26 protein-coding genes, 1 other RNA gene and 3 pseudogenes are annotated in these 25,334 nt (G+C 73.2%); 18 read left to right on the top strand and 12 right to left on the bottom strand.

Going from position 1 to position 25,334, the window contains the following annotated elements:
- The first annotated feature begins 92 nt into the window (after positions 1-92).
- Positions 93-644, top strand: coding sequence for a hypothetical protein (locus tag OHA99_RS26415; protein WP_405698131.1), 552 nt, complete (start codon positions 93-95; stop codon positions 642-644).
- Positions 645-727: 83 nt separating this feature from the next.
- Here the strand turns inward: OHA99_RS26415 and OHA99_RS26410 are convergent, their stop codons facing one another.
- From OHA99_RS26410 to OHA99_RS26400, 3 genes are all read right to left on the bottom strand, one after another.
- On the bottom strand, positions 728-1,213 hold the full coding sequence (locus OHA99_RS26410; protein ID WP_405698129.1) for a hypothetical protein: 486 nt from the start codon (positions 1,211-1,213) through the stop codon (positions 728-730).
- Positions 1,210-1,539 (bottom strand): plasmid mobilization protein, encoded by a 330-nt coding sequence (locus tag OHA99_RS26405; protein ID WP_405698127.1) that lies wholly within the window; start codon positions 1,537-1,539, stop codon positions 1,210-1,212. The genes OHA99_RS26410 and OHA99_RS26405 overlap by 4 nt, the downstream gene beginning before the upstream one ends.
- A gap of 392 nt (positions 1,540-1,931) precedes the next feature.
- The gene (locus tag OHA99_RS26400; protein WP_405698125.1) at positions 1,932-2,546 is read right to left on the bottom strand and encodes a restriction endonuclease; all 615 of its coding nucleotides are present in this window, start codon (positions 2,544-2,546) and stop codon (positions 1,932-1,934) included.
- A gap of 487 nt (positions 2,547-3,033) precedes the next feature.
- Here OHA99_RS26400 and OHA99_RS26395 point away from each other — a divergent pair.
- From OHA99_RS26395 to OHA99_RS26385, 3 genes and pseudogenes are all read left to right on the top strand, one after another.
- Positions 3,034-3,312, top strand: a pseudogene (locus tag OHA99_RS26395) (hypothetical protein); the annotation flags it as partial.
- 28 nt (positions 3,313-3,340) lie between these two features.
- Positions 3,341-3,595, top strand: coding sequence for a hypothetical protein (locus OHA99_RS26390; RefSeq protein WP_405698123.1), 255 nt, complete (start codon positions 3,341-3,343; stop codon positions 3,593-3,595).
- Positions 3,580-3,708: pseudogene (locus tag OHA99_RS26385) on the top strand (LysE family translocator); the annotation flags it as partial. The gene OHA99_RS26390 and the pseudogene OHA99_RS26385, both read left to right, overlap by 16 nt.
- A 13-nt stretch (positions 3,709-3,721) precedes the next feature.
- Here OHA99_RS26385 and OHA99_RS26380 read toward each other — a convergent pair.
- The gene (locus OHA99_RS26380; protein WP_405698121.1) at positions 3,722-4,033 is read right to left on the bottom strand and encodes a putative quinol monooxygenase; all 312 of its coding nucleotides are present in this window, start codon (positions 4,031-4,033) and stop codon (positions 3,722-3,724) included.
- Positions 4,034-4,168: 135 nt separating this feature from the next.
- On the opposite strand from OHA99_RS26380, the gene OHA99_RS26375 reads away from it, so the two are divergent.
- Positions 4,169-4,747 (top strand): TetR/AcrR family transcriptional regulator, encoded by a 579-nt coding sequence (locus tag OHA99_RS26375; RefSeq protein ID WP_405698119.1) that lies wholly within the window; start codon positions 4,169-4,171, stop codon positions 4,745-4,747.
- A gap of 4 nt (positions 4,748-4,751) precedes the next feature.
- On the opposite strand, the gene rnpB is transcribed toward OHA99_RS26375, so the two are convergent.
- From rnpB to OHA99_RS26360, 3 genes and pseudogenes are all read right to left on the bottom strand, one after another.
- An RNA gene (gene rnpB, locus OHA99_RS26370) (RNase P RNA component class A) lies at positions 4,752-5,165 on the bottom strand.
- A 70-nt stretch (positions 5,166-5,235) separates the two neighbouring features.
- Positions 5,236-6,063: pseudogene (locus tag OHA99_RS26365) on the bottom strand (DMT family transporter); the annotation flags it as partial.
- Positions 6,064-6,082: 19 nt separating this feature from the next.
- The gene (locus OHA99_RS26360; protein ID WP_405698117.1) at positions 6,083-6,916 is read right to left on the bottom strand and encodes an AraC family ligand binding domain-containing protein; all 834 of its coding nucleotides are present in this window, start codon (positions 6,914-6,916) and stop codon (positions 6,083-6,085) included.
- Between the two features lie 112 nt (positions 6,917-7,028).
- Here OHA99_RS26360 and OHA99_RS26355 point away from each other — a divergent pair, with 112 nt between their 5' ends.
- The 4 genes from OHA99_RS26355 to eda all read left to right on the top strand — a co-directional run bounded on the left by OHA99_RS26355 (position 7,029) and on the right by eda (position 9,956).
- Complete coding sequence (locus OHA99_RS26355) at positions 7,029-7,790, top strand: MerR family transcriptional regulator (protein ID WP_153180119.1); 762 nt, start codon at positions 7,029-7,031, stop codon at positions 7,788-7,790.
- The gene (locus OHA99_RS26350) at positions 7,787-8,401 is read left to right on the top strand and encodes a hypothetical protein (RefSeq protein WP_381606496.1); all 615 of its coding nucleotides are present in this window, start codon (positions 7,787-7,789) and stop codon (positions 8,399-8,401) included. The genes OHA99_RS26355 and OHA99_RS26350 overlap by 4 nt, the downstream gene beginning before the upstream one ends.
- Positions 8,402-8,440: 39 nt before the next feature.
- Positions 8,441-9,223 (top strand): peroxide stress protein YaaA, encoded by a 783-nt coding sequence (gene yaaA / locus OHA99_RS26345; RefSeq protein WP_087791155.1) that lies wholly within the window; start codon positions 8,441-8,443, stop codon positions 9,221-9,223.
- A gap of 73 nt (positions 9,224-9,296) precedes the next feature.
- Positions 9,297-9,956, top strand: a complete 660-nt coding sequence (eda, locus tag OHA99_RS26340; RefSeq protein WP_153180117.1) for a bifunctional 4-hydroxy-2-oxoglutarate aldolase/2-dehydro-3-deoxy-phosphogluconate aldolase — start codon at positions 9,297-9,299, stop codon at positions 9,954-9,956.
- Here the strand turns inward: eda and OHA99_RS26335 are convergent.
- From OHA99_RS26335 to OHA99_RS26325, 3 genes are read right to left on the bottom strand one after another with little or no spacing between them, the layout of a single operon-like run.
- Entirely contained in the window at positions 9,931-11,493 is a 1,563-nt protein-coding gene (locus OHA99_RS26335) for a bifunctional RNase H/acid phosphatase (RefSeq protein WP_405698114.1), read from the bottom strand. The genes eda and OHA99_RS26335 overlap by 26 nt on opposite strands.
- Positions 11,494-11,505: 12 nt before the next feature.
- Positions 11,506-12,249: a zinc ribbon domain-containing protein gene (locus tag OHA99_RS26330; protein WP_165687391.1), complete on the bottom strand. Its 744-nt coding sequence runs from the start codon at positions 12,247-12,249 to the stop codon at positions 11,506-11,508.
- On the bottom strand, positions 12,246-13,115 hold the full coding sequence (locus tag OHA99_RS26325; RefSeq protein WP_153180115.1) for a Nif3-like dinuclear metal center hexameric protein: 870 nt from the start codon (positions 13,113-13,115) through the stop codon (positions 12,246-12,248). Before OHA99_RS26325 ends, OHA99_RS26330 begins: the two co-directional genes overlap by 4 nt.
- Positions 13,116-13,323: 208 nt before the next feature.
- On the opposite strand from OHA99_RS26325, the gene OHA99_RS26320 reads away from it, so the two are divergent.
- From OHA99_RS26320 to OHA99_RS26310, 3 genes are all read left to right on the top strand, one after another.
- Entirely contained in the window at positions 13,324-14,589 is a 1,266-nt protein-coding gene (locus OHA99_RS26320) for a hypothetical protein (protein WP_153180114.1), read from the top strand.
- 97 nt (positions 14,590-14,686) lie between these two features.
- A complete protein-coding gene (locus OHA99_RS26315) occupies positions 14,687-14,854 on the top strand; it encodes a hypothetical protein (protein WP_063789615.1) in 168 nt (55 codons plus the stop codon).
- A 133-nt stretch (positions 14,855-14,987) separates the two neighbouring features.
- Positions 14,988-16,217 (top strand): IS30 family transposase, encoded by a 1,230-nt coding sequence (locus tag OHA99_RS26310; protein WP_405694274.1) that lies wholly within the window; start codon positions 14,988-14,990, stop codon positions 16,215-16,217.
- A gap of 94 nt (positions 16,218-16,311) precedes the next feature.
- Here the strand turns inward: OHA99_RS26310 and OHA99_RS26305 are convergent, their stop codons facing one another.
- Positions 16,312-17,232: a MaoC/PaaZ C-terminal domain-containing protein gene (locus OHA99_RS26305; protein ID WP_405698111.1), complete on the bottom strand. Its 921-nt coding sequence runs from the start codon at positions 17,230-17,232 to the stop codon at positions 16,312-16,314.
- A 141-nt stretch (positions 17,233-17,373) separates the two neighbouring features.
- On the opposite strand from OHA99_RS26305, the gene OHA99_RS26300 reads away from it, so the two are divergent.
- From OHA99_RS26300 to OHA99_RS26285, 4 genes are read left to right on the top strand one after another with little or no spacing between them, the layout of a single operon-like run.
- On the top strand, positions 17,374-18,288 hold the full coding sequence (locus OHA99_RS26300) for an ABC transporter ATP-binding protein (RefSeq protein WP_153180112.1): 915 nt from the start codon (positions 17,374-17,376) through the stop codon (positions 18,286-18,288).
- Positions 18,285-19,013 (top strand): ABC transporter permease, encoded by a 729-nt coding sequence (locus OHA99_RS26295; protein WP_194280104.1) that lies wholly within the window; start codon positions 18,285-18,287, stop codon positions 19,011-19,013. Before OHA99_RS26300 ends, OHA99_RS26295 begins: the two co-directional genes overlap by 4 nt.
- Positions 19,014-19,050: 37 nt before the next feature.
- On the top strand, positions 19,051-20,277 hold the full coding sequence (locus OHA99_RS26290; protein ID WP_153180111.1) for a sensor histidine kinase: 1,227 nt from the start codon (positions 19,051-19,053) through the stop codon (positions 20,275-20,277).
- 42 nt (positions 20,278-20,319) lie between these two features.
- Positions 20,320-20,952, top strand: coding sequence for a response regulator transcription factor (locus OHA99_RS26285; RefSeq protein WP_345963539.1), 633 nt, complete (start codon positions 20,320-20,322; stop codon positions 20,950-20,952).
- Positions 20,953-21,094: 142 nt separating this feature from the next.
- Here OHA99_RS26285 and OHA99_RS26280 read toward each other — a convergent pair whose 3' ends face one another.
- Entirely contained in the window at positions 21,095-22,537 is a 1,443-nt protein-coding gene (locus OHA99_RS26280) for an MFS transporter (protein WP_164384964.1), read from the bottom strand.
- Positions 22,538-22,785: 248 nt separating this feature from the next.
- Between OHA99_RS26280 and OHA99_RS26275 the strand changes: the two genes are divergently transcribed.
- The gene (locus OHA99_RS26275; RefSeq protein ID WP_405698107.1) at positions 22,786-24,543 is read left to right on the top strand and encodes an MFS transporter; all 1,758 of its coding nucleotides are present in this window, start codon (positions 22,786-22,788) and stop codon (positions 24,541-24,543) included.
- Between the two features lie 100 nt (positions 24,544-24,643).
- Positions 24,644-25,324 (top strand): class I SAM-dependent methyltransferase, encoded by a 681-nt coding sequence (locus OHA99_RS26270; RefSeq protein ID WP_366471989.1) that lies wholly within the window; start codon positions 24,644-24,646, stop codon positions 25,322-25,324.
- Positions 25,325-25,334: the final 10 nt, after the last annotated feature.

Genomic DNA, 25,334 nt, shown 5'->3' with positions numbered 1-25,334 from the left:
TCGTGATCAACACTCAGGCTGACTCATTGGCGAAACGCTCCCACAGCTACCCTGATCAGGGCAGTACACAGCGCGCAAGCCCGGGGGAAACCGTGAACCGACCGCTGCTGTTCCTCGACGTGGACGGGCCACTCAACCCCTGTGCAGCCAAGCCGGAGAGGCGTCCCGACGGCTACACCACACTCAGAGTCCCCCAGAGCGACGCCCAACAGCACGACACGGGCCTGTCGTCCCGACGACGCCCCCTGCGGGTCTGGCTCAACCCGGAGCACGGACACATCCTGCTCCAGCTCGGCTTCGAGCTGTGCTGGGCCACCACATGGATGGACGACGCCAACCGGTGGATCGCACCGGTCCTCGGCCTCCCGGAACTTCCCTTCGTCGACTTCGGCGACGCCCTACTCCAAGAACGCCCTGATGGAGTCCACTGGAAGACCGGACCGCTCGTGAACTACGCAGGCGGCCGTCCTTTCGCCTGGGTGGACGACGAGCAGAGCGAGCTGGATCAGACCTACGTGACCACCCACCACCAAGGCCCCGGGCTCCTCCACCACGTCAACCCGCGGATCGGCCTACGGGAGAACGACTTCCACACCCTCGCCGACTTCGCCCGGTCCCTGGACACCTCACGGACTAGCGGCTGAGCCTCGCCAGCCCTTCAGACCGCTCCGCACTCGGAGTCAAGATCATTGCGGGACAGCCCTTAGGTAGCTCCGTGGCCGCTTCGTCAGACCCCGACCACATGCACATCCGCAGGCGCCAGAACCGCCAGGTACGCCTGAATGTCCCCCGGGTCGGTAGTGAACACCACCGCGCTGCCGTGCCGGGCCGCCGCCAGGGCAACCCAGGCGTCCACCGCGTCCGGCCGTTTCTTCGCCGGCAGGGTCGCACTGCCCAGAGCGGTGCCGATGCGGCGCCAGTCGGCAAGGTCCGGGCCCGTGGCGCAGGCCAGGCATTCCGGACGGCCCGCCTTCGTTGCGCGCATGGGAGGCTCGGACGTCCGGGCCTGAGGGACCGTGCAGTCCTTCAGCACCCCGGACAGGGCGTGCACCAGAGCTGGTTGCGGGCGCCACACCTGGGCGAGGACCGGGCCCAGCACCAGCGCACGGTGCTGGAGCGTGCGCAGGCCCTCGTGGAGGGCCACCGCCTTCGCCTTGCGGTCGGCCAGGGCGATGAGCATGCCGGTGTCGTAGACCGGGACCCGTGGGCTCACCCGGCGTTCCCCGGGCGGTGGCCGTGCCGGTCCTGGCCATGCGCGAGGCCAAGGGCCTCCTCGACCTCGCGGCGTTCCTGCTCCGTCAGTTCCGCGGCCGATCCCTGAGCGGGATCTGCCGTCAGGCCGTCGGCTGCCTGCTCGGCGCGAGCGATGAGAGCATCCACCTCGGCGAACTGTTCCTCTATGGCGTCGCTCTCGGCCATCTGACGCGTCGCGGCGTGCACCAGGTACGCCGAGACGTCCATGCCCGCCCGTTCCGCGTGCTGCCTGATGCGTTCGGCCTGGGTCTGGTCCAGGCTGATGCTGATCCGCGTCTTCGCCACACGGTCATCGTAATACGCGTATGACGATGATGCGAGGCCCCGGATGTCGCCGTCAACACGGTTCGTAACGGAATGAGGCCGATCAGATCCTCAGGAACGTTTGTTGAGTTTCCTGGCTTCCGTAAGGATGCGGCCCCGATCCATGAATCCGACACCGCGATCTCTGAGGATCTTGTCGATGTCGTGCTGCTTGCTGCCGGTACGGAGTAAATGTGCGGTCTCAGTCACCAGGTCATCCTGCTGGTCCGTGGAGGCGGCCGGGGCGCGGTCGTGCGTGGGGCGTGGGGCACGGGCCCCACCCACCGTTGTCGCCGGGCCGAGTCCTGGCCGGGAAGCGACGGCAATCCGGAGTGGCCGGATCCGGAGGGAGATACGAATGCCGAGCCGTGCGGCTATAGGAACGTGCCGGACGACCAACACACGACGAGGATGCCGATGAACTTCAGGATGTCCAGGGCGAGCGGGCCGGTGTAGGTCGTCTCGTCTCCGATCGAGCCGAGCGGTGCCATGAGGAGACCAACACCCGCGACCACACGCCAGTTCCGCTGCCAGAACGTCTGAGCTTCGGGCGTCCTGGGATTGGGGGCCGTTGCGGGCACGGTGGCTGCAGAGAGGCGGTGGATGCAGCGTGCCGCGTCGTTGACCGGTGTCATCGCACCGTCCAGGTGATACCTGAAGAGCGCGATGTTCCACTCCTGGGCGTAGGCCGCGGCGGTGGACGCGTAGTCGCTGCCGGTGAAGAAGATCAGCTGTGCGTTGGATCCGTAGGGGCGCGCTCCCACGAAACGCTGCAGTTCCGGACGTCCGACCAGGGCGGCCTGGTACTTGACCTGTCCCAGTGCGCCGGTAGCGCGGACATCGATGCCGGAGTCCGGGCCTCCGGGGCGTGAGGTGGCATCGGCATAACCCCAATGGCGCATCCAACGGGCCGCGTTGAGCTCGGCCTGCTGCCACGACGAAATCTGCATCGGCTGCGGCGTCACAGCTCTGGGCGGCGTCTCGGCCACGTTCCCCCTCTTGCAATCGCTCCCGACTCGACAAACCACTGCGCGTGGCAGAGCGGAACGCACACCTGACCGAAGAATGGCAGACCGGCGCCGAGCCGCCCCATGCTATGCGGCGTCGTGGACCGACGTAGCGGGAAGCGGCGCAAAGCCAGCAGTGTGAGGGGCGAAGCGGCGTCACGATCACCACTGCATGCCGCTATGACGCGTCACATGAGGAGACGGGGGCGACGACAGCCATGAGGTACGACCAGCAGCGGGCCGACAAGCTCGATGAGGCGATACTCGAACTACCGCTGCCGGAGAGCGCGGTGGAGGTACTGGGGCAGTGGCTGGCCGATCCGGAGCGGGGCCGACGGTACGCGAATGGAAGCGGCCCACACACCACCCCGTACGCACCGGCCAAGTGGACGGCCGTACCGCCTTGGCCCCCCCACCTTCGCCGACCGGGCGGCCGGCGAGTCGGCCTCGGTGAGCCGAGCCGAGGGTCGTGGCCGCAGTCCGGGCCGCGGAGCGGTCCGAGAGCTGGGCAGAGGCATTCGTGGCGACGCAGGTGTGGGGCTACGGCGGTATCGGCTACGGCCCGCACCGCACTCGCCAGGTGCTCGCCCGGCCCAACGCCGACGCCGTCCTCACCGAGACGGTGTCCCTACTCGTCGATGAGGGCGCGGTCGCAGCCTACGAGGCGCTGAATACGCTCCATGGCCTCGGGCCGGCGTTCTTCACCAAGTTCCTCTACTTCGTAGGCCTGGCGCTGCCGGAGGTGAAGGGCCCGCGCCCCCCTGATCCTCGACCGAGTGCTGGCCGGGGTCCTACGCCGACACGCGACGGAAGTCGGACGTGCGCGTGGCTACGAGTGGTCCGAAGCGATCGCCCGGTGGATCTGGCGCGACAGTGGCTGGAGCTCTCACCGGTACGACGTCTACCTCCGGTGGATGCACGCCGCCAATGCTCGACTCACGGCAGCGTCGATCGACTGGCCCGCGATCCCGGACGTGCTGGAGCTGGCCCTCTTCAACGGCGTCTGGAATTCGGCAGTGTGTGGAGACTAGCCGCGGCAACCGGTCGCGACTGGTTCGCCCGCTCACCTCGGCGACTGTCACTGGTCGGAGGCGTCGGCGGGCTCACGATGATCGGTCTCGGTGTCACCGTCGCAGCGAACGGGGCGCAAGGACTGATCAGCGGTCTCCCTCGATCCCGCGCAGGACGGTCGTGCGGGGCGCCGTACGCAGCACCTTGACCGCCTCGCTCATCCCGGACTTCGCGGCGTCCTCCATGTGTGCGTGGAACGCCTCTTCGCTCTCCCACTCCTGGATCGCGAAGAACGCGCCGGGATCGCGGGAGTCGGCGAACTGCCGCGAGCTGATCATCCCCGGCTTCGCCGAGGTGGCGATGGCGTGCAGGAGGGCGTCGCGGGCCTCCTGCTCCTGCCCCTCGTTCGCGTGGATCTCGATCAGCAGGGTGATGGCGTCGTCCGGGTCGGTGCTCATGTCGCTCCCTTGGTCGGGGCCGGCGGCAACCGCCTACGGCAACCGGTCTACACTTAAGACGTATCAGTGCTTCTTATTCCGACCGTACATCCAACGCCGCGAACGGGGCCAACGCGTGACCGAGGAGGCCACCTGATGCAGCGACGTCGTGGACAACAGTTGGAGGCAGCACTGCTCGACGCCGCCTGGGCCGAGCTGTGCGAGCGCGGCTGGGCGGGGTTCGCCCTCGACTCGGTGGCCAGACGCGCGGGGACGAGCACGCCGGTGATCTACCGACGGTGGTCCGGCAGGGCGGGCCTGGTAGAGGCGGCCGTCATCCACGCGGCCGAGGACCGCCCCGTCGAGCTGCCCGACACGGGCTCGCTGCGCGACGACCTCATCACCGTCATGCGGGAGAGCAATGGCGCACGGGTCGCACTGATCGCCTCCAGTGCGGCCCTGCTCGGCGGCTACTTCGAGGAGACCGGCACCAACCTGGCCGAGTTGCGGGACCGGATCCTCGACGATCGGCACTCGATGGCGGAGACCCTGTTGGCGCGGGCGGTGGAGCGCGGCGAGGTGGACGCCGGCGTGCTCACCCCGCGGCTGACCTCGCTGGCCTTCGACCTGTTCCGCCACGAGGTCCTCACGACCCTGCGGCCCGTCGGCGAGGACACGATCCTGGAGATCGTCGACGACATCGTCCTCCCGCTCCTCACCCGCCGCGGCGGGTAGGCGGCAGACGAGTCGGGCTGTACGCCGGGTTCTGTTCCGGAAGGTCCTCGCGGGCCTTCCGGCGACGGCCATCCATCTAGGGCCGGCGTTGCCACCGGCCTCCAGCGGTCTACCCGCGGACTCGGGCGGGCAGCCCTCGATCGTCCGCGCAGAGACGCCCCTTCTTGCGAGGAGGCGTCTCCTCTTGACCTTGCTCCGGGTGGGGTTTACCTAGCTGCCCAGGTCGCCCTGGGCACTGGTGGTCTCTTACACCACCGTTTCACCCTTACCGGGGGCCGAGGCCTCCGGCGGTCTGTTTTCTGTGGCACTGTCCCGCGGGTCACCCCGGGTGGCCGTTAGCCATCACCCTGCCCTGTGGAGCCCGGACGTTCCTCGGGAAGTCCCGTGAGGGACTCCACGCGGCCGCCCGCCCGGCTCGTCTGCCGTGTCGACCATGGTACCCGGCGGACCTCCCGCCCCGGACCGGCGGCGGCCGTCGCGAGCACCGAGCCGGCCAGGATCAGGGTGAAGGCGACGCCGACGCCGAGGGTCAGGTCCTCGTCCAGGAGGAGAGCGCCCGCCGCGACGGCGACCGCCGGGTTGACGTAGGTGATGACGCCCGCGCGGACCGGGCCGACCTCCTTGATCAGCTCCAGGAAGGCCACGAAGGCGATCGCGGTGCACACGACGCCGAGGCCGGCCAGGGCGGCCAGGGCCTCGCCGGAGGGAAGCGTGGTGGGCCGGGTCAGGAAGGCCGCGGGGGCGTAGACGACGGCGGCCAGGGTGAGGCAGGGGGTGATGAGCTGGAGGGTGGGGACGTTCTTGAGGTGGCGGGCGGCTATGAGGGGCGCGGTGGCGTACCCGACGACCGTCACCAGCACCTCGGCCAGCGAGCGGGCGTCGCCGCCGGTGAGGTGCGGCACGGTGAGGACGGCGACGCCCCCGAGGCCGAGACCGAGACCGGTGATCCGGCGGGCGCCGACCCGTTCCGCGGCGCCGAAGAAGCGGGCCAGGAGCACGCCGACGATCGGCACGCCCGCGATCAGCAGTCCGGCGGTGGAGCTGGACAGGTGCCGCTCGGCGTCCGTCAGGGTCCACCAGGGGCCGATGATCTCGATCACGGCGAAGGCCAGCATCGGCTTCCAGTGGCGTCGTACGGTGCCGAAGAGGTCTCCCTTGCGCAGGGCGAAGGGGAGCAGGAGGGCCGCGCCGAGCGCGCAGCGCGTGAACACCACGCCGGACGGGGACACCTCGTCCACCGCCACCTTGATCATCAGGTAGGGGATGCCCCAGACCACTCCCATCAGGGAGAACAGGAACCAGCCGCGTGCAGTCATGCGGCGAGTCTCGGCCGCCTCACCCGGTGCGGTCTTGAACGCTGTTGCGGTACGCCGCCGGGGTCACCCCGAGGACCCGGCGGAACCAGCGGGTCAGGTGCGCCTGGTCGGCGAAGCCCACCAGGGCCGCCACCTCGGCCGGGCGCAGGCCCGCGTCCAGGAGCCCGCGCGCCCTGGCCACCCGGTGCTGGGCGAGCCAGGCGTACGGCGGCATCCCCGTCGCCGTACGGAAGGCCCGCAGGAGTTGGTAGCGGGACAGGCCGAGGTCGGTGGCGAGGGCCGCGAGGGACGGCGGTGCGAGGAGTTCGTCGGCGAGGCGGTCGCGTACGACACGGGCGACGCGGGCGCCGCCGGGGACCGTGTCGTCGGCGGCGTGGGCCGTGGAGTGGCGGCGGGCGAGCGCCGTGAGCAGCCAGGGCAGGCGGGACTCCGCCTCCAGGGGGTCGGGGCAGCGGGCCAGGTCCGTGTGCGCGGCGCGCAGGGCGGCGGCGAGTTCCGGGTCGTCGATGACGGGCTCGCGGAAGTGCGGGAGGGCGGCGGTGCGGGTGCCGTCGGTGAGGAGGGACGGGCTCGCGTACAGGGCGCGGTACGAGTAGCCGTCGGGGGCGGCCGGGCCGCCGGTGTGCACCTCGCCCGGCTCCAGGACGACGATGGATCCCGGCCCGGAGCGGATGTGTCCGCCCCGGTAGGCGATGACCTCGAGTCCACCGACGGTGACGCCGACCGTGAACTCGTCGTGGGCGTGCGGGGCGTAGACGTGCCGGTCGAAGCGGGCGGTGAGGAGGTCGAGGGGCGGCCCGGCCGTCCCCAGCCGTGCCCTGGTCCAGCGTGCCTGCTCGCCTCGTGCGTCCACCGCTCTCCCCACCCCCTGCCCCTACGGGATCAGAGGGAGTCGCTGGTGTCCAGGCCGCTCGACCGCGGCTGCCGCTTGACCCTGCCGCAACGTCAACGTTTCTACTGGGGGCATGCGGATCGGAGAACTCGCCGACGCCGTCGGCGTCACCACGCGGACCGTGCGGCACTACCACCATCAGGGCCTGCTGCCCGAACCGGAGCGGCTGGCCAACGGGTATCGGACGTACACGTTGCGGCATGTCGTCGTGCTGGCCAGGATCAGGCGGCTGACCGAGTTGGGGCTCGGCCTGGCGGAGGTACGGGACGTGCTGGCGGACGACGCCGGGAAGGACCTCGCCGAGGTCCTGGAGGAGCTGGACGCGGATCTCGCACGGCAGGAGGCGGCGATCCGGGAGCGCCGGACGCGGCTGCGGGCGCTGCTGGAGACGGAGGGCGGGGTGCCGGCCGAGGGACCGGTCTCGCCCGAGCTGACCGAGCTGTTCGCCGGGATCGGGGACGTGTCCGGCTCACCGATGGCCCTGCGGGACCGGGAGATGCTGGTGCTGCTGGAGAGCACCGTCGCCCCGGAGGAGCGGGAGGAGCTGCTGGCCGCGATGCGCGGGGCCCTGGGTTCGCCGGAGGCGGCGGCGCGGGCCCGCCGGGCCTATGCGCTGCTCGACGAACTGGCCGACGCCGGCGCCGACGACCCCCGTGTGGCGGAGGCGGCCCGCGTACTCGCCGACTGCATGCCCGCGGAGCTGCTGCCCGAGGACGGCTTCGACCTCGACCCCGGCCACGGTCTCCTGCGCGCCCTGTACGCCGACTTCGCGCCGGCCCAGGCGGAGGCGGTCCGGCGGGCCATGGAGATCGCCTCCCGGGGGCGGCGGTCGTGAGGGGGTCCGCGCTCACCGCGCTTCCGCACCTGCTCGTCCGGCACGAGCTGCGGCTGTGGGCGAGCCTGTGGCTGTGGGCCGTCCGGCGGACGCACGACGCGGCGGCCGGCGGGTCCGCCTTCGGGTACGCCCGGGGGCAGGGCGCGATGATGGCCGGGTTCGCGTTCGTGTGTGTCGTCGAGTCCGTGATGATGTCGGTGCTGCTGCGGGACTGGCCCGCCGCGCACCACGTGATGCTGGTGCTGGACGTGTACACCGTCGTGATGGTGGTCGGGCTGCACGCCGCCTCCGTGGTCCGGCCGCATGTTCTGGACCCCGGCGCGGGCGTGCTGCGGATCCGCCGGGCCCTCCACGTCGATCTGCGGATACCGCTGGAGCGGATCGCCTCCGTCCGGCGCGAGCTGCGCACGACCCACGAGCCCGCCGACGGGGAACTCGCTCTCGCCGTGGGGTCCCAGACCTCCGTCACCGTCGAGCTCGCCGAGCCCGTCGCCCACGTCTCCTTCTTCGGGCGGCGGCGGGAGGTGCGGGTGGTGCGGTGCCATGCCGACGACCCGGGGGCGCTGGTAAGGGCCGTCGAGCGGGCGCGGGCGGGGGACGCCGTACCCTGACCGGGGGCTGGGGAGCCGGCTCGATGTGAAGGAGTACGTGTGCTTGTCCTGCTGCCGCCGTCCGAGGGGAAGGCCGCGTCCGGCCGGGGCGCCCCGCTGAAGACCGGGTCGCTGTCCCTGCCGGGGCTCACCGCGGCCCGGGAGGCCGTCCTCGGTGAGCTGGTCGAGCTGTGCGCCGGCGACGAGGAGAAGGCGCGCGAGGTGCTCGGACTGAGCGAGGGGCTGCGCGGCGAGGTCGCCAAGAACGCGGAGCTGCCGACCGCGGGCGCGCGTCCGGCCGGGGAGATCTACACCGGGGTGCTGTACGACGCCCTGGACCTGGCCTCCCTCGACGCGGCCGCCAAGCGGCGGGCGGCCGGGTCGCTGCTGGTGTTCTCCGGGCTGTGGGGTGCCGTGCGGGTGACCGACCGGATCCCCTCCTACCGGTGCTCGATGGGCGTGAAGCTGCCCGGTCTCGGGGCGCTGGGCGCGTACTGGCGGGCGCCGATGGCCGAGGTGCTGCCGGAGGTCGCCGGGAACGGGCTGGTGCTGGACCTGCGTTCGGCGGCGTACGCGGCGGCCTGGCGGCCGAAGGGCGAGGTCGCCTCGCGGACGGCGACCGTGCGGGTGCTGCACGCGCCGACCCGGAAGGTGGTCAGCCACTTCAACAAGGCGACCAAGGGGCGGATCGTCCGGAGCCTGCTGGCGACCGGGACCGCGCCCGAGGGGCCGGCGGAGCTGGTCGGCGCGCTGCGCGACCTGGGGTACGCGGTGGAGGCGCAGGCGCCCGCGAAGGCCGGGAAGCCGTGGTCGCTGGACGTGCTCGTGGACGAGGTGCACTGACCCCCGACGCGTCGCCGTTGCATGACCTGCAACGGTGATTGCAGAGCGTGCGGTTCGGCGGCACGATGAGGGCATGAGTTCTCCGCTGCCCTCCTCCCCCGCCGCCTCGGTGCTGGATCTCGCGCCCGTCGTGCCCGTCGTGGTCGTCGACGACCTCGCCGACGCCGTGCCGCTCGCCAGGGCGCTCGTCGCCGGCGGGCTGCCCGCGATCGAGGTGACGCTGCGGACACCGGTCGCCCTCGACGCGATCCGGGCCGTCGCCGGTGAGGTGCCGGACGCGGTGGTCGGCGCGGGCACCGTCGTCACGGCGGAGCAGGTCGGTGAGGTCGTGGCGGCCGGGGCGCGGTTCCTGGTCAGCCCGGGGTGGACGGACAAACTGCTGGAGGCCATGCGGGGGTCCGGGGTGCCGTTCCTGCCGGGGGTGTCGACCACGTCGGAGGTGGTGGCGCTGTTGGAGCGCGGGGTGCGGGAGATGAAGTTCTTCCCGGCCGAGGCGGCGGGCGGCACCGCCTATCTCAAGGCGCTCGCCGCGCCGCTGCCGCAGGCGCGCTTCTGCCCGACCGGCGGCATCACGCCGGCCTCCGCGCCGGAGTACCTGGCCCTGCCCAACGTCGGCTGCGTCGGGGGCAGTTGGATGCTGCCCAAGGATGCGATCGATGGGCGGGACTGGGGGCGCGTCGAGGCGCTGGCCCGGGAGGCGGCCGGGCTCAGCGCAGGTGGGACGTCTCGTTGAACAGGCGGACGCTGGCGCCGCCGTCGGCGTAGTACGCCACCGCCGACAGGGACGCGGCGGACAGTTCCATGCGGAACAGCGACTCGGGCGGGGCGCCCAGCGCGAGTCGCAGGAACGTCTTGATCGGCGTCACGTGGGAGACCAGCAGCACCGTGCGGCCCGCGTACGCCGCGACGAGCCGGTCGCGGGCGGCGGCGACCCGGACACCGGTGGCCGCGAAGCTCTCGCCGCCGCCGGTCGGTTCCGCGTCCGGGGAGGCCAGCCAGGCGTCCAGGTCCTCGGGGTAGCGGTCGCGCACCTCGCCGAAGGTGAGCCCCTCCCACGCGCCGAAGTCGGTCTCGCGCAGGCCCTCGTCGACCGCCACCTCCAGGCCGAGGCGGGCGGCGACGACACCGGCGGTCTCACGGGTGCGGGCCAGGGGTGAGGCGACGACCGCCTCGATCGTGCCGCGCCGGGCGAGGCTCGCGGCGACCCTCTCGGCCTGCTCCCGGCCGACGGACGACAGGGACGGATCGCTGCCGCCGCTCCCGGAGAACCGCTTCTGCGGGGTGAGGGGCGTCTCCCCGTGCCGCAGGAGGACGAAGGTGGCGGGGGCGCCCATGTCGGGGGGTCCCCAGCCGGGCGAGGCCACGGCCTTCGCGGCCCGCACGTCGGCGCCGGTCCGGGCCGCCTGCCCGAGGTGCTCGCCCGCGACCGCGCCGCCCGCTGCCGGGGCGGCCTTCCCACCGCCACCGCCTTCGGTGCCGGCAGGTGCGACGGCCGGCTCGTCCCCGCTCCGGCCGCCCCCGGCCGCACGACCGGCGGCAGCACCCCGCGTCACCGCGCTCCCGGCGGAGGTCACCGCGTCGGCGCGTCCCGCGACCCCGGTGGGTGTACCGGCCGGCCCGTCCCCGGTACCCGGATCGACCGCCGCACGAGGGGCGGCGGCGTCCCGCGCCCCCGTGCCGGGCACGGCCCCCGCTGCCACACCGGCGCCCTCCGCGGCCCCGGCGGGTGCGGCGGTCGGCCGCCCGGTGCGGCTGCCCCGGGCCGTACGGCCGGCGGCGCCGCCCGTGTCCAGTTCCGCCGTCGACCCGGACGGCGACCACGTCTCGCCGCGCGCGCCCGCGTCCATCGCCTCGTTGGCCAGGCGGTCGGCGTGCTTGTTGCTCGCGCGGGGGATCCACTCGTACGTCACGCGGCCGGGCGGGAAGACCCGCGCGGCCTCGGCCGCCAGCGGCTTCATGTCGGGGTGCTTGATCTTCCAGCGGCCCGACATCTGCTCGACGACGAGCTTGGAGTCCATGCGGACGTGAACGACGGCGTCCGGGTCGAGTTCCCTCGCCGCGCGCAGGCCGGCCAGCAGCCCCCGGTACTCGGCGACGTTGTTGGTGACGACCCCGAGGTACTCGGCGGCCTCCACCAGGGACTCCCCCGTCGCCGGGTCGAGGACCACCGCGCCGTAGCCCGCGGGCCCCGGGTTGCCCCGCGACCCGCCGTCCGCCTCGACGACGAACTCCCGTACCCGGCCCTGTGAACCGGCCACCGGATCAGTCACCGAACCGGCTCCCTACAGCCCGGAGTCGGCCGTGCGCACCAGGACGCGGCGGCAGTTCTCGCAGCGGACGACCGTGTCGGGCGCCGCCGCACGGATCTCGCTCAGCTCGGTGATGGCCAGCTCCTGGCGGCACCCCTGGCAGCTGCGCTGGTACAGCTTGGCCGCGCCGACGCCGCCCTGCTGCTCGCGCAGCTTGTCGTAGAGCTTCAGCAGGTCGTCGGGGACGGAGCCCGCGACGACCTCGCGCTCCTTGGTCACCGAGCCCGCCTCGCCGTCCAGCTCCTCGACGGCCGCGTCACGGCGCGCGGTGGCGTCGTCGATCTTGCCCTGGACCGCACCGACCCGCTCGGTCAGCTCGGCGACCCGCTCCTGCGCGGACTCGCGGCGCTCCATCACCTCCAGGACGACGTCCTCGAGGTCGCCCTGGCGCTTGGCGAGGGAGGCGATCTCACGCTGGAGGTTCTCCAGGTCCTTCGGGGAGGTGACGGCGCCGGAGTCCAGGCGCTGCTGGTCGCGGGCGGCGCGCTGGCGCACCTGGTCCACGTCCTGCTCGGCCTTGGTCTGCTCGCGGGCGCAGTCGCTCTCCTCGGTCTGCGCGGCCACGAGCAGGTCGCGCAGCTGGGTGTGGTCCTTGGTCAGCGACTCGATCTCGGCGTGCTCGGGCAGGGACCGGCGCTTGTGCGCGAGCTGCTGGAGCCGCGTGTCGAGGCCCTGGACGTCGAGGAGTCGGATCTGGTCGGCGGGCGCGGCTTTCAGTTGGGGGCTCCCATTGCGCTAGAGGTCGGGGCGGACGCCACCTGGGCGGTCCAGGGGTCGGTGACCGTTTTCGAGACGTGGACCCTGAGGTCCCAGCCGTTGCGGTCGGAGATCTCGTCGAGCTGGGCCGCGCCCAGCTCGCACCAGGGCCACTCGGTGGCCCAGTGCGCCGCGTCGAGCAGCGCGAGGGGACGACGGGCCGCGCGGTCCGCGGAGAACTCGGAAGCGGGGTGGTGGCGCAGGTCCGCGGTGAGGAAGGCGTCGACGCCCGCCGCCCGTACGTGGTCGAAGAGGCTGTCGCCGGAGCCGCCGCTGACGGCGACCGTGCGCACGGTCGCCTCCGGGTCGCCGGCGACGCGGATGCCCTGCGCCGTGGCGGGCAGCCGCTCGGCGGCGCGGGCGGCCAGCTCGCGGACGGTCAGCGGGTGCGGCAGCTCGCACACCCGGCCGAGGCCCCGGCGCCCCTCCGGGTCGGCCGGGTCCGGCACCAGGGGCCGTACGACGTTCAGGTCGAGGGCGCCGGCCAGCGCGTCGGAGACGCCGGGGTCGGCGGTGTCGGCGTTGGTGTGGGCGACGTGCAGGGCGATGTCGTTCTTGATGAGGGTGTGCACCACGCGGCCCTTGAAGGTGGACGCCGCGACCGTCGTCGTCCCGCGCAGATACAGCGGGTGGTGGGTGACGAGCAGGTCGGCGCCGAGCTTCACCGCCTCGTCGACGATCTCCTGGACGGGGTCCACCGCGAACAGGACCCGCGTGACCTCCTGGTCCGGGTCGCCCACGACGGTGCCGACCGCGTCCCAGGACTCGGCCCGCTCGGCGGGCCACAGGTTGTCCAGCGCGGCGATGACTTCTGACAGACGGGGCACGCGTGCAAGGCTACCTGGAGCTTCTGTGCCGTTGTACCCGCAGCCGCGCACACCGGCCGCCGCCGCGACGGCCCGGTCCGGCACAGCACACCCCGTGCCCTTCCCTCAGGCGAATCGTTCCTGTGACACACGTATGTGTGATGCGGGCCGTCCCGGTCCCCCGCCCGTGCGTACGAAAACTAGCTTCGTCGCTGGAGGTGACCGAACGATGACGGTCTGTGCGATCGAGCCTTCGGCGGACCCCGGCGACGGCGGGACCCCGAAGGCGGGGTGCAGCATCACCGCGGAGGGTGGCTACGCCGCGCGTCTCGCCCGGAGCGAGGGGAGCGGCGAGGCCTGGTACCCGGAGCGGTGGACCCTGGACGGCCCGGAGCCGTACGCGGTGCCGCTGCCGGGGAACCAGCCCGAGGAGCCCGGCACCGAGGTGCAGCCGATGGGCGACGGGCGGGTCCTGGTCCACCGCGTGGCGGCAGGCCGGCACCTCTTCGCGCTGCTGTACCCGACCGGGCCCGGCACCGGCGAACTGTCGCTCGGCGCGGTCGAGTGCCCCGCCGACGCCCCCGGGCTGCGGCTGCTGCCGCCGGCTCCGGGGGGTGAGCGGGCGTACGCCCTGGCGGCCGGGGCGCGTTCGACGGTGCTGTGGCAGGTCGCGGGCGGCGCCTTCGGACCCGAGCGGGTGGCCGAGATCCCCGGCCGCTGCTCGGGCGGGGTCTGGCTGGACCGTGCGGGCCGGATGCTGGCGGTGGACCGGGAGACCGGCGGGCGCACCAAGGCGGTCGTGGTGGACCTGGAGCGGGACGGCGAGGTCTCGCCGCTGCTCCAGATCGCCCCGGACAGCGACGACCGGCTGCTGCTGGCCGACCCCGACAGCGGGCTGGTGCTGATCGGCTCGGACGCGCCCTCGCCGGGGCGGGAGCGGCTCGGCTGGGGCGTCCTCGGCAGCACGCTGCCGGTGCGTTTCCCGGAGTGCCTGCGCATGCCGGACTGCGTCGTGACGCCGTTCGCCGTCCAGCCGGGGCAGGTGCTGACTCCGGAGCGGTGCGGGGTGGCGCTGCGCGTGGACGGCGCCTTCGGCAGCTGGGTCGGGGTCTGGCGGCCCGCCGACCGGCAGGTGCGTCATCTCCCGCCGCCCGACGGCTGGTTGACGGGGGCCGGGCTGTGGACGCCGGACGGGGAGCTGCGGCTGCCGTGCTCCACACCGCGCTCGCCGTGCGGCGTGGCCCGGCTGGTCGCGCCGGAGGCTCCCGGCCCGGAAGGCCCGGACGGCCCGGACGGCTCGGAAGGCGCAGACGGCGCAGAGGGCGCAGACCGCACAGAGGGCGTGGGCGGCGCGGGCGGCGGGCGGTCCGGGAATCCGGAGGAATCGGCTCCGGACGAGTCGGGCGAACCCGGCACGGCGGACGCTCCCGCCCCCGCCCAGCCGCGCCCCGTACCGCTTCAACAGGCCCCGCTGGCACGGCTTGTAACGAAGTAGTGCCGGTTGGCGTGGTCGCCTGGATCCGCCCCGAGGTGTGCCGGTTAGACTCGCCCGGCTGTAGGAAAGATCATGTTGACGGGGTGAATTCCTTCCGATGAACGACGCCAGCACGACCCAGCCGATGCAGGCCGCCGGTGCCGACGTTTCCGAGACCGACGCCGGCCACGGCAAGCACCGTGGACCGGTCTCCAGCCAGGAGGGCGAGGCGACCCCGCAGGGCCGCCACCGCAAGCCTGCCGAGGAGTCCCAGACGGCCGCCTGACGCCACGGACGAGGCATAAGTCTCAGACACAGACACAGGCACAGGCACACACGAAGGCACGCGGCTCCGGCCCCGTTCGTCGCATCTTCCGTTCTAGTGGTCGTTGCAACACCCCAGCTTGAAGGGGTGCTCGATGGGCTTCGAGATCCGGAAGGACAAGCAGACCAGGGGGGCGAAGCTCCGGCGTGAGCGGGAGGAATACTTCCGGCTCGTGGACCTGGGCTACAGCAACAAAGAGGCGAGCAAGCTCGTCGGCATCAACATCCGGACCGGCCGCGAGTGGAGGAACGGCCGGCCCGAAGGACGCAAAAAGCGCCCGAGGCCACCTGCGCACATCGTGCGGGTGGCCTCGGGCGCTCCTTCGCGTTTTCTGACGGAAACCGAACGAATCCACATAGCCGACCGGGTACGGGAGAAGGCCACCGTCCGCGCCATCGCGGCGGAGCTGGGCCGCAGCCCGTCCACGATCAGCCGCGAGATCCGGCGCAACCGCAGCGTCCTGCCAGACGGCCGCTGGTACTACCGGCCCCACGCGGCCCAGCGGCGGGCCGACGCCCGCCGGCCACGTCCCAAGCCGGGCAGGATCGGCCAGAACCCGGAGCTGCGAGACTTCATCCAGGACCATCTCACCAAGCGCTGGAGCCCGGAGCAGATCTGCCACGCTCTGCGCAGACGCTTCCCTGACCGGCCGGAGATGCACGTGGTCCACGAGACGATCTACCAGGCCCTCTACGTCCAGGGCCGCGGAGAACTTCGGCGAGAACTGACCCGGGCCCTGCGTTCTGGGCGGGTCCGCCGCAGGCCGCACCGCCAGGCCGCCAAGCGCCAGCCGCGGTTCACCGGCAACATGCTGATGATCAGCGACCGGCCGGCCGAGGCCGCCGACCGTGCCGTCCCCGGGCACTGGGAGGGGGACCTCATCGTCGGCGCCCGGCACAAGTCCGCGATCGGCACCCTGGTCGAACGCGCCACCCGGTACGTCATGCTGGTCCACCTGCCGGACGGCCACCAAGCCGAGCACTTTCACAAGGCCCTGGCCGAGACCGTCGCCCAACTTCCGCCCCACCTGCGGCGGTCGCTGACGTGGGACCAGGGCAACGAGATGGCCAGCCACCACGTCTTCTCCACGGCAACCGACATGCCGGTCTACTTCTGCAACCCCGGCAGTCCCTGGCAGCGCGGCTCGAACGAAAACACCAACGGCCTGCTCCGGCAGTACTTCCCCAAGGGCACCAACCTCGCCCAGCACAGCCGCGAGGACCTCGACACGGTCGCGGCCGAGCTCAACGCCAGACCGCGAAAGACGCTCGGCTGGGAAACCCCAGCCGAGCGCCTCGCTAAGCTCCTGGCGACAACCAGTTGATCACTGTGTTGCGACGATCCCTGGAATCTGCCCATCCGACGGGCGGGGCCGTTGTCGTCCCCCGCGCACCGTCCCGCCCCGTCCTTCCCCTCCCCTACCCGTACCGGACGACCGTGTCGGCGAGGACGGGCGCGTCACCGCGCTCGACGGCGCTCACGGCCACCCGCGCCTCCCACGTCTCCGCCGTCTCGCCCGTCTCCTCCGTCTCCCCCGCCCCGGCGCCGTCCGCCCCGGGCCCCCGCCACATCCGCACCCGCAGCGTCTCCCCCGGGTACACCACCCCGGCGAACCGCGTGCGGTACTCGCGCACCCGGGTCACGTCGCCGTCCAGCAGCGTGTCGACGACCGCCTTGAGGGCGGCGCCGTAGGTGCACAGCCCGTGCAGGACGGGCCGCTCGAAGCCGGCCCGCGCGGCGAACTCCGGGTCGGCGTGCAGAGGGTTCCAGTCGCCGGAGAGCCGGTAGAGCAGGGCCTGGTCCTCGCGCACGGCCCGTTCGACGACGTGGTCCGCCGGCTCGGCGGGCGGTGGCGAGGGGCGTCCGGACGGGCCCCGCTCGCCGCCCCAGCCGCCTTCCCCGCGTACGAAGACCTCGGCCTCCTCGGTCCACAGGGGCCCGTCCGCGTCGGCGACCTCGGTGCGCAGCACGAGCACGGCCGCACTGCCCTTGTCGTACACGGCGACGACGCGCGAGGACGCGGTCGCCCGGCCCCGCACCGGGACGGCGGGCCGGTGCAGCCGCAGCCGCTGCCCGCCATGCAGGACGTGGGCGAGGTCGACGTCGACGCCGGGCACGGACAGCGCGCCGATCACCCCGGGAACGCCGCCGCCGGCGACGGTCGCGAAGCTCGGCAGGACGTGCAGCCGGGACTCCAGGGTGTAGCGCAGCTCGCGGGGGCCGGTGGCGGGCCGGCCGGCGCCGATGCCGAGGTGGTAGAGCTGGACGTCCTTGTGGTCCCAGGCGATCTCACGGACCCGGGGCGCGGCGGCGAGCGCCCCGACTGCGTCGACGGGCATGGCCCTCCCCGTTTCGTCCCTGCGGTTCCCGGTCACCGTACGGGAACCGCGGGGACGAGCGGCACCCATGACATTTGTCCTGCCGATCTCCGGACAACCGCATCTGCCGCGCGTCCCCGCCGGCTCCGTAACGTCATCGGCATGAGACCGACAGAGGGCACCACCCCCGCCGTCGCCTTCACGGGTGCGGCCAAGACGTACGGCGACATCCGCGCCGTGGACGGCGTGGACCTGCGCATCGGGCGCGGTGAGACCGTCGCGCTGCTCGGGCGCAACGGCGCGGGCAAGTCGACGGCGATCGCGCTGCTGCTCGGCCTGTGCCCGCCCGACGCGGGCACGGTGGAGCTGTTCGGCGGCCCTCCGGAGCGTGCCGTGCGCGCCGGCCGGGTGGGGGCCATGCTCCAGGAGGCGCGGGCGGTGCCCCGGGTCACCGTGGGCGAGCTGGTCGCCTTCGTGGCCGGCCGCTACCCGGCGCCGATGCCGGTCGGGGAGGCCCTGGAGCTGGCGGGTATCGCGCCGTTGGCGGGGCGGCGGGTGGACCGGCTGTCCGGCGGGCAGGTCCAGCGGGTGCGGTTCGCCCTCGCGCTGGCCGGCCGCCCCGGCCTGCTGGTCCTGGACGAGCCGACGGCGGCCCTCGACGTGGAGGCCCGGCACGCGTTCTGGGAGTCGATGCGGGCCTACGCCCGTCGGGGCAGCACGGTCCTCTTCTCCACGCACTACCTGGAGGAGGCCGACGCGCACGCCGACCGGATCGTGGTCGTCGACCGGGGGCGGGTCGTCGCGGACGGCACCGGCGACGAGCTGCGCCGGGCGGCGGGCGGCAGCCGCGTCTCCGTCGACCTGGCCGGCCGACCCGCCGACGGCCTGGAGCTGCTGCCCGGAGTGTGCTCGGTGGAGATACGCGGGGACCGCGCGCTGCTGCGCAGCGAGGACTCCGACGCGACCGTGGTCGCCCTCGCGGAACTCGGCGCGATACGCGGCCTGGAGGTGGCCCCCGCGTCCCTGGACGACGCGTTCCTGGCCCTGACGACGAAGACGAAGGAGAGCGTGCGATGAAGGGCGGGACGATGGACTACCTGCGGTTGGAGACGCGCCGTACGCTGCGCGATCCCGGCTTCGTCATCGGCGGCGTCGCCATGCCGGTCCTGATGTACCTGCTCTTCACCAACCTGGGGGGCGACGCGGGCGAGTGGAAGACGGGCGCGATGGTCGGCATGGCCGCGTACGGCGCGGTCGGCTCGGCCCTGAACACCGGCGGCGGGGTCGCCGAGGACCGGGCGATCGGCTGGCTGCGGCAGCTGAGGGTGACGCCGATGCCCCCGCACCAGGTGGTCGCGGGCCGCGCCCTGACCGCCTCCGTCACCGTGCTGCCCGCGATCACGGCGGTCCTCGGCGCGGGCGGCCTGGTCAACGGCGTACGGCTGGACGCCTGGCAGTGGGCGGCGCTGGCGCTGCTGCTCTGGCTCGGGTCGGTGCCCTTCACGCTGCTGGGGCTGGGCAACGGCTACCGGCTGACCGGGCAGACCACGGGCGTGGCGAACATGGTGGCCAACCTCGGCCTCGCGGTGCTCGGGGGACTGTGGTTCCCGCTCGCACTGTTCCCGGAGTGGCTGCGCACGGTGTCGTCGTACACGCCGACCAACCGCTTCGCGCAGCTGGGCACTTCGGTGGCCACGGGGCAGGCGCCGCCCGCGGGTGGAATCCTCGTCCTCGCGGGATGGCTGCTGGCGTTCGGTGCGTACGCCGTCCTGTCCTACCGCCGCGGCGCGGGAAACGACTGAGCGCCCGGTGCGCCCGAGCGGAAGGAAGCCGACAGCCATGACCGGGACCCGAGGGCGGCTGCGCAGGATGTCGCACCGCCTGGACGCGTGGCAGCTGGCACGGCAGCCCGAGCCCGAATCCGAACCGGCCCAGGGCGGCGGACGGCCGGAGCGCGTCGGCCCGCCGCCGACCGGATTCACCCTGCTGCCGTGGCTGCTCATGGGCCTGGGCAGCCTGGCGAACATCTTCCAGGGGAACAGCGCCAACCCCTGGATCGGCGGCGCGGGGCTGATCGTCTTCAACTCGCTCTACATCCACGTCGCCTTCCGCTCGTTCCACAAGACCTTGCGCGAGTCGCTGAACACGCGGCTGGCACTGGCCGCCATGGCGGTGGTGACCTGTGCGCTGGCGCTGGCGTACGGCGGCAGCTGGCTGCTGTTCTTCCCGCTGCTCGGCCTCGCCGCGGGGGCGGCCCTGCGCGGCCCGTGGCTGGGCCGGTGGGGCTGGTCGCTGACGGTGGTGGCGGGCGTCGTGGCCGGCGTCAAGGACGGCTGGAACGGCCTGAACATCGCCTACGGGACCTTCCTCTCGACGATGGTGACGGCCGCGATCCTGAGCCTGTCCGACGCCGTACGGCAACTGCGTGCCGCCCGGGAGGAACTGGCCACCCGGGCGGTGGCGGAGGAGCGGCTGCGGTTCTCGCGGGACCTGCACGACCTGCTGGGGCACACGCTGTCGGTGATCGTGGTCAAGTCGGAGGCCGCCCGCCGGCTGGCACCCCGGGACCTGGACGCCGCGCTGACCCAGGTCACGGACATCGAGTCGGTCGGCCGCCAGGCGCTGACCGAGATCCGCGAGGCGGTCACCGGCTACCGGGAGGGCAGCCTGGGCACCGAACTGGACCGGGCCCGTTCGGTGCTGGACGCGGCGGACGTGGAGGCCGTGGTCCGCCGCACGGGCCCGCCGCTGCCACCGCAGACCGAGGCGCTGCTGGGGTGGGTGGTACGGGAGGCGGTCACCAACGTCGTACGGCACAGCGGGGCGAGCCGCTGCGAGATCACCGTCCGGGGCGGTGCGGACCGGGTCCGGCTGACGGTCACGGACGACGGCACGGGCGTGGCGGGCCCCACCCGGGGTCCGGGCACGGGCCTGACCGGCCTCACGGAACGCCTCGCCACGGCGGGTGGTTCGCTCACGGCGGGGGCGGAGCCGCGGGGCGGCTTCTCGGTGACGGCGGAGCTCCCGGTGCGGGCGGAGGAACGGCCGGTGGGCGCACCGGCCTAGGAGAAACGACACCCCCTGGCGCCGCGTCCTACTCTTGCCCCCGTGACCGACGAGACGCCGCGCGCCCACCCCGTCCGTGTCCTCCTCGCCGAGGACCAGGGCATGATGCGGGGCGCGCTCGCGCTGCTGCTCGGGATGGAGGAGGACATCGAGGTGGTCGCGCAGGTGGCGGCCGGGGACGAGATCGTCGCCGCCGCGCTGACGCACCGCCCCGACATCGCCCTCCTCGACATCGAACTGCCGGGCCTGAGCGGCCTGGACGCCGCCGCCGAGCTGCGGGAGCGGGTGCCCGGCTGCCGGGTGCTGATCCTGACGACGTTCGGTCGCCCCGGGTACCTCAGGCGGGCCATGGACGCGGGCGCCGCCGGTTTCCTGGTGAAGGACGGCCCGGTGGAGGAGCTGGCCGGCGCGATCCGCCGGGTGCTGGCCGGGGAGACGGTCGTCGACCCGGCGCTCGCCGCGGCCGCGCTCAGCGCGGGTCCCAGCCCGCTCACCGGCCGGGAGTGCGACGTGCTGCGGGCCTCGGCGGACGGGGCGACGGTCGCGGACGTCGCCGCGGTGCTGCATCTGTCCGAGTCGACCGTCCGCAACTACCTGTCCGCCGCGATCGGCAAGACCGGGACGCGCAACCGGGCGGAGGCGCTGCGCTCGGCTCGGCAGCGGGGGTGGGTTTGAACTGGGGTGGTGCGTCGGCCGCGGGCCGGTGGGGGTTGCTCGCGCCCCGCGGCGGAGCCGCAAATGGATGCAGCCCCGCGCCCCTCAGGAGGCGCCCCTTCGGGGCGCTCCCCTTCGGGCGCCGTTTCAGACCTCGGCGCGCTCAGTCCCTCGCGCGGGTCTTCGGCAGCCACGTCCACATCAGTACGGCCGCTGCGACCAGGACCGCCGTCGCCGTGCGGAAGACCAGGGCGTAGCCGTCCGTCAGGGCCACCGGGCCCGCGTGCTCCTCGCCGCCGGACCGGGACGCCGCGATCGTCGCCATCACCGCGAGGCCCAGCGAACCGCCCATCGTCCGGGAGGTGTTGATCAGCCCGGAGACCAGTCCGGCGTCCCCGGGGGCCGCGCCGGAGATGGCGAGCGAGGCCAGCGGGGTCGCGGCCAGGCCCGCGCCCAGCATCATCAGTACGCCGGGAATCATGATCGCGGTCACATAGCCGCCGTCCGCGGTCATCGTCGACTGCCAGCCGAAGCCGACCGCGGCGACGAGTGTGCCGAGCACGGCCACGTTGCGCGCGCCGAGCACCGGCAGGAACCGCGGGGCGGCCTTCGAGCCGAGGATGACGGCGAGGGAGCTGGGCACCAGGGCGAGACCGGCCTCCAGCGGGGAGTAGCCGAGGACGTTCTGCGCGTACAGGGTCATGAAGAACCACATGGAGAACATCGACGAGCCGGACACCAGCATCGCCACGTTCGCCGACGCCACCGACCGCAGCCGCAGCAGGCCGAGGGGCATCAGCGGGGCCGCCGTCCGCGCCTCGACGAGGAGGAAGAGCCCGAGCAGCGCGAGGCCGGCGAGCAGCGGGACCAGTGTCGCGCCCGCGGCCCATCCCTCGGACTCGGTCTGCGAGATGCCGTAGGCGAGTGTGGCGAGTCCGGCGGTCACCAGCAGGGCGCCCGGCAGGTCGAGGCGGCGGCGCTCGCCGCCCCGGCTCTCGGTCAGCCACAGCAGGGCGCCGGCCAGCACGACCGCGCCCACCGGCACGTTGATCAGCAGCACCCAGCGCCAGGACAGCCCGTCCACCAGGACACCGCCCACCAGACCGCCCGCGGCACCGCCGCCCGCGCCCACGGCGGTCCAGGTCGCGATCGCGCGGGCCCGGGCCGCGCCCTCCGGCACCGCGGCGGTCAGGAGCGTCAGCGTCGAGGGGGCGAGTACGGCCGCGCCGAGGCCCTGCACGGCCCGCGCCGCCAGCAGCTGCCAGCCCTCCTGGGCGAGTCCGCCGCCCAGCGAGGCCAGCGTGAAGAGCCCGAGCCCGACCAGGAACATCCGCTTGCGTCCGTACAGGTCGCCGGCCCGCCCGCCGAGCAGCATGAACCCGGCGAAGGCGATGGCGTAGGCGTTGACCACCCACTGGAGGCCCTGGGCGCTGAGCCCGAGGTCGGTCCGCATCGAGGGCAGGGCGACGTTGACGACGGACACGTCGAGCACGACCAGGAACTGTCCGGCGCAGGCGATGGCCACGACCAGCCAGGTCGGCGGCGTGCGGCGCGGGGATATGCGGCGTGCGGAGGCGGGGGCGGCGATGCGGGTGGCTTCGGGCATGGGTGTCATGGTCTCAAGTCCGCTCTGCCCCTTGCATCGGTTTTTGGTCGCACCCGCCGCCGACCCGTCCTAGGACCCGAGACGTAGGCGACCGGCCGGTGAACCGCGTGTAGGCGCGGTCCCAAGAGAAGGTCAAGAATTAGTTAGGGACTCGAAGCAACGGAATAGTTGCCCCGGCGCACGAGGTTCAGTCTGCACACACCCAAGATCCGCGCATCCACCGACTCCCGGCCTGGAGGCCCCACCCCATGTCCCACACGACGACCGACGAGCCCGTGCGGCGAGCGAGCGGGGCCACCGTCCCGGTGCTCGCGTTCGCGGGCATCGTCGTCGCGGTGATGCAGACCCTGCTGGTCCCGGTCATCAAGGACCTGCCCCGACTTCTGGACACCTCACCCAGCAACGCCACCTGGGTCCTGACCTCCACGCTCCTGTCCGGAGCCGTGGCCACGCCGATCATGGGCCGGCTCGGCGACCTGTTCGGCAAGCGCCGCATGCTGATCGCCAGCCTGTCGGTGATGGTCGTCGGCGCGCTGCTCAGCGCGCTCACCGACGCCCTGGTCCCGATGATCGTGGGCCGTACCCTCCAGGGCGTCGCGATGGGCGCGATACCCCTCGGCATCGGCCTGATGCGCGACATGCTGCCCCGCGAGCGGCTCGGCTCGGCGATGGCGCTGATGAGCTCCTCGATCGGCGTCGGCGGCGGTCTGGCGCTGCCCGCCGCGGCCCTGGTCGCGCAGAACACCGACTGGCACGCCCTCTACTTCGGCGCCGCCGGCCTCGGTGTCCTGTCCATCGCGCTGACCCTGCTGATCGTGCCGGAGTCCCCGCTGCGCGCCAAGGGCTCCTTCGACCTGCCGGGCGCGCTGGGTCTGTCCGCCGGCCTGATCCTGTTCCTGCTGCCGGTCAGCAAGGGCAGCGACTGGGGCTGGTCGTCGCCGACCACGCTCGGCCTGTTCGCCGCCGCCGTCGTGGTGCTGCTCCTGTGGGGTCTGATGGAGCTGCGCGTCGCGGCCCCGCTGGTCGACCTGCGCACCACGGCCCGCCGCGAGGTCCTGCTCACCAACCTCGCCTCGATCATGGTCGGCGTCTCCTTCTTCGTCATCTCCCTCGTCCTGCCGCAGCTGCTCCAGCTGCCCGCCGAGACCGGCTACGGCCTCGGGCAGTCGATGGTCGTCGCGGGCCTGTGCGTGGCCCCGCTGGGCCTGACGATGATGTTCACCGCGCCGGTCTACGCCCGCCTGTCCGCCCGCTACGGCCCCCGCACCACCCTCATCATCGGCCTGGTGATCATCGGCATCGGTTACGCCGGCGGCCTCGGCCTGATGAACGCCGCCTGGCAGACCGTCGTCACCTCGGTGCTGATCGGCGCGGGCATCGGCCTCGCCTACTCCTCCCTGCCCGCGCTGATCATCGGCGCGGTCCCGGCCTCGGAGACGGGCGCGGCCAACGGCCTCAACACCCTGATGCGGTCCATCGGTACATCGGTGTCGAGCGCCGTCATCGGCATGGTGCTCGCCAACACGTCGAAGGTCGTCGGCGGCGTCGCCGTCCCGACGATGCACGGCTTCCGCGTCTCCTTCCTCATCGCGGCCGGCGCCGTCGCCATCGGCCTGGTGCTGGCCTTCTTCCTCCCGCGCCGCAGCCCGGCCGGGGTCTCGCAGCTGCGGGCGAGCAGCGAGGAGGACGCCAACCTGGCCCGCGCCGAGCAGGCGCTCGCCGGGGCCGGGCAGCCGCCGCAGGGCTTCCGCGGCCGGGTGCTGGCCGCCGACGGCGCCCCCGTCGCCCGCGCCAAGGTCACGCTGATCGACCGGCACGGACGGCAGGCGGGCGCGACCCTCTCCGCGGGCGACGGCAGCTACGCCCTCGCCGTGCCCGCACAGGGCCCGTACGTCCTGGCCGCCCGCGCCGCGGGCCACCCCCCGCTCGCCCACGCGGCGACCCACGGCGGCGACCGCCCGGTCGACCTGGACCTGTCCCTGCCGGGCGAGACGGTCCCGGCCTGACCCTCTGCCGTCCCGGACCCGTACCCCCTGTCGCGCCGCGCGGCGGGGGGTACGGCAGCATGGGGCGCCGCACACGCCGTACGACCAGCGAAAGGCCCCCATGACCGCGGCCCCCGGATCCCTCCCCGCCCCCGCCCCCGACGTCCTGGCCGCCTTCGAGGCCGCGAAGGGGTTCATGCCCGCGCACGAGGGCCGCGCGCTGTACGCCGCCGCCGTCGAGGCGGGCGGGCTCGGGCTGCCGCTGCTGGAGGTCGGCACGTACTGCGGGCGCTCCACCGTGCTGCTCGCCGACGCGGCCCGCCGGGCCGGGGTCACCGCGCTCACCGTCGACCACCACCGGGGCAGCGAGGAGCAGCAGCCGGGCTGGGACTACCACGACCCGGAGACGGTCGACCCGGAGCTGGGTGTGATGGACACCCTGCCCGCCTTCCGCCGCACCCTGCACCGGGCCGGCCTGGAGGAGCACGTGGTCGCCCTCGTCGGCCGCTCCCCCCAGGTCGCCGCGTTCTGGAACTCCCCCCTCGGACTCGTCTTCGTCGACGGCGGCCACACCGACGAGCACGCGAACGCCGACTACGAGGGCTGGGCCCCGCACCTGGCCGACGGCGGCCTGCTGGTCATCCACGACGTCTTCCCGGACCCGGCCGACGAGTTCACCGGCCAGGCCCCGTACCGCGTCTACCTCAGGGCGCTGGAGTCCGGCGCGTTCACCGAGGTCTCGGTGACCGACTCGCTGCGCGTCCTGCGGCGAACCGGCACGGGGATCCGAAGGCGCGGTTAGAGTCGCTGAC

It is taken from the genome of Streptomyces coelicoflavus, assembly GCF_045041415.1.
In the GTDB taxonomy this organism is placed as follows: Bacteria; Actinomycetota; Actinomycetes; order Streptomycetales; family Streptomycetaceae; genus Streptomyces; species Streptomyces coelicoflavus.
Note: the sequence above shows the minus strand (reverse complement) of the source record. Positions and strands in the feature narration are given on the sequence as shown.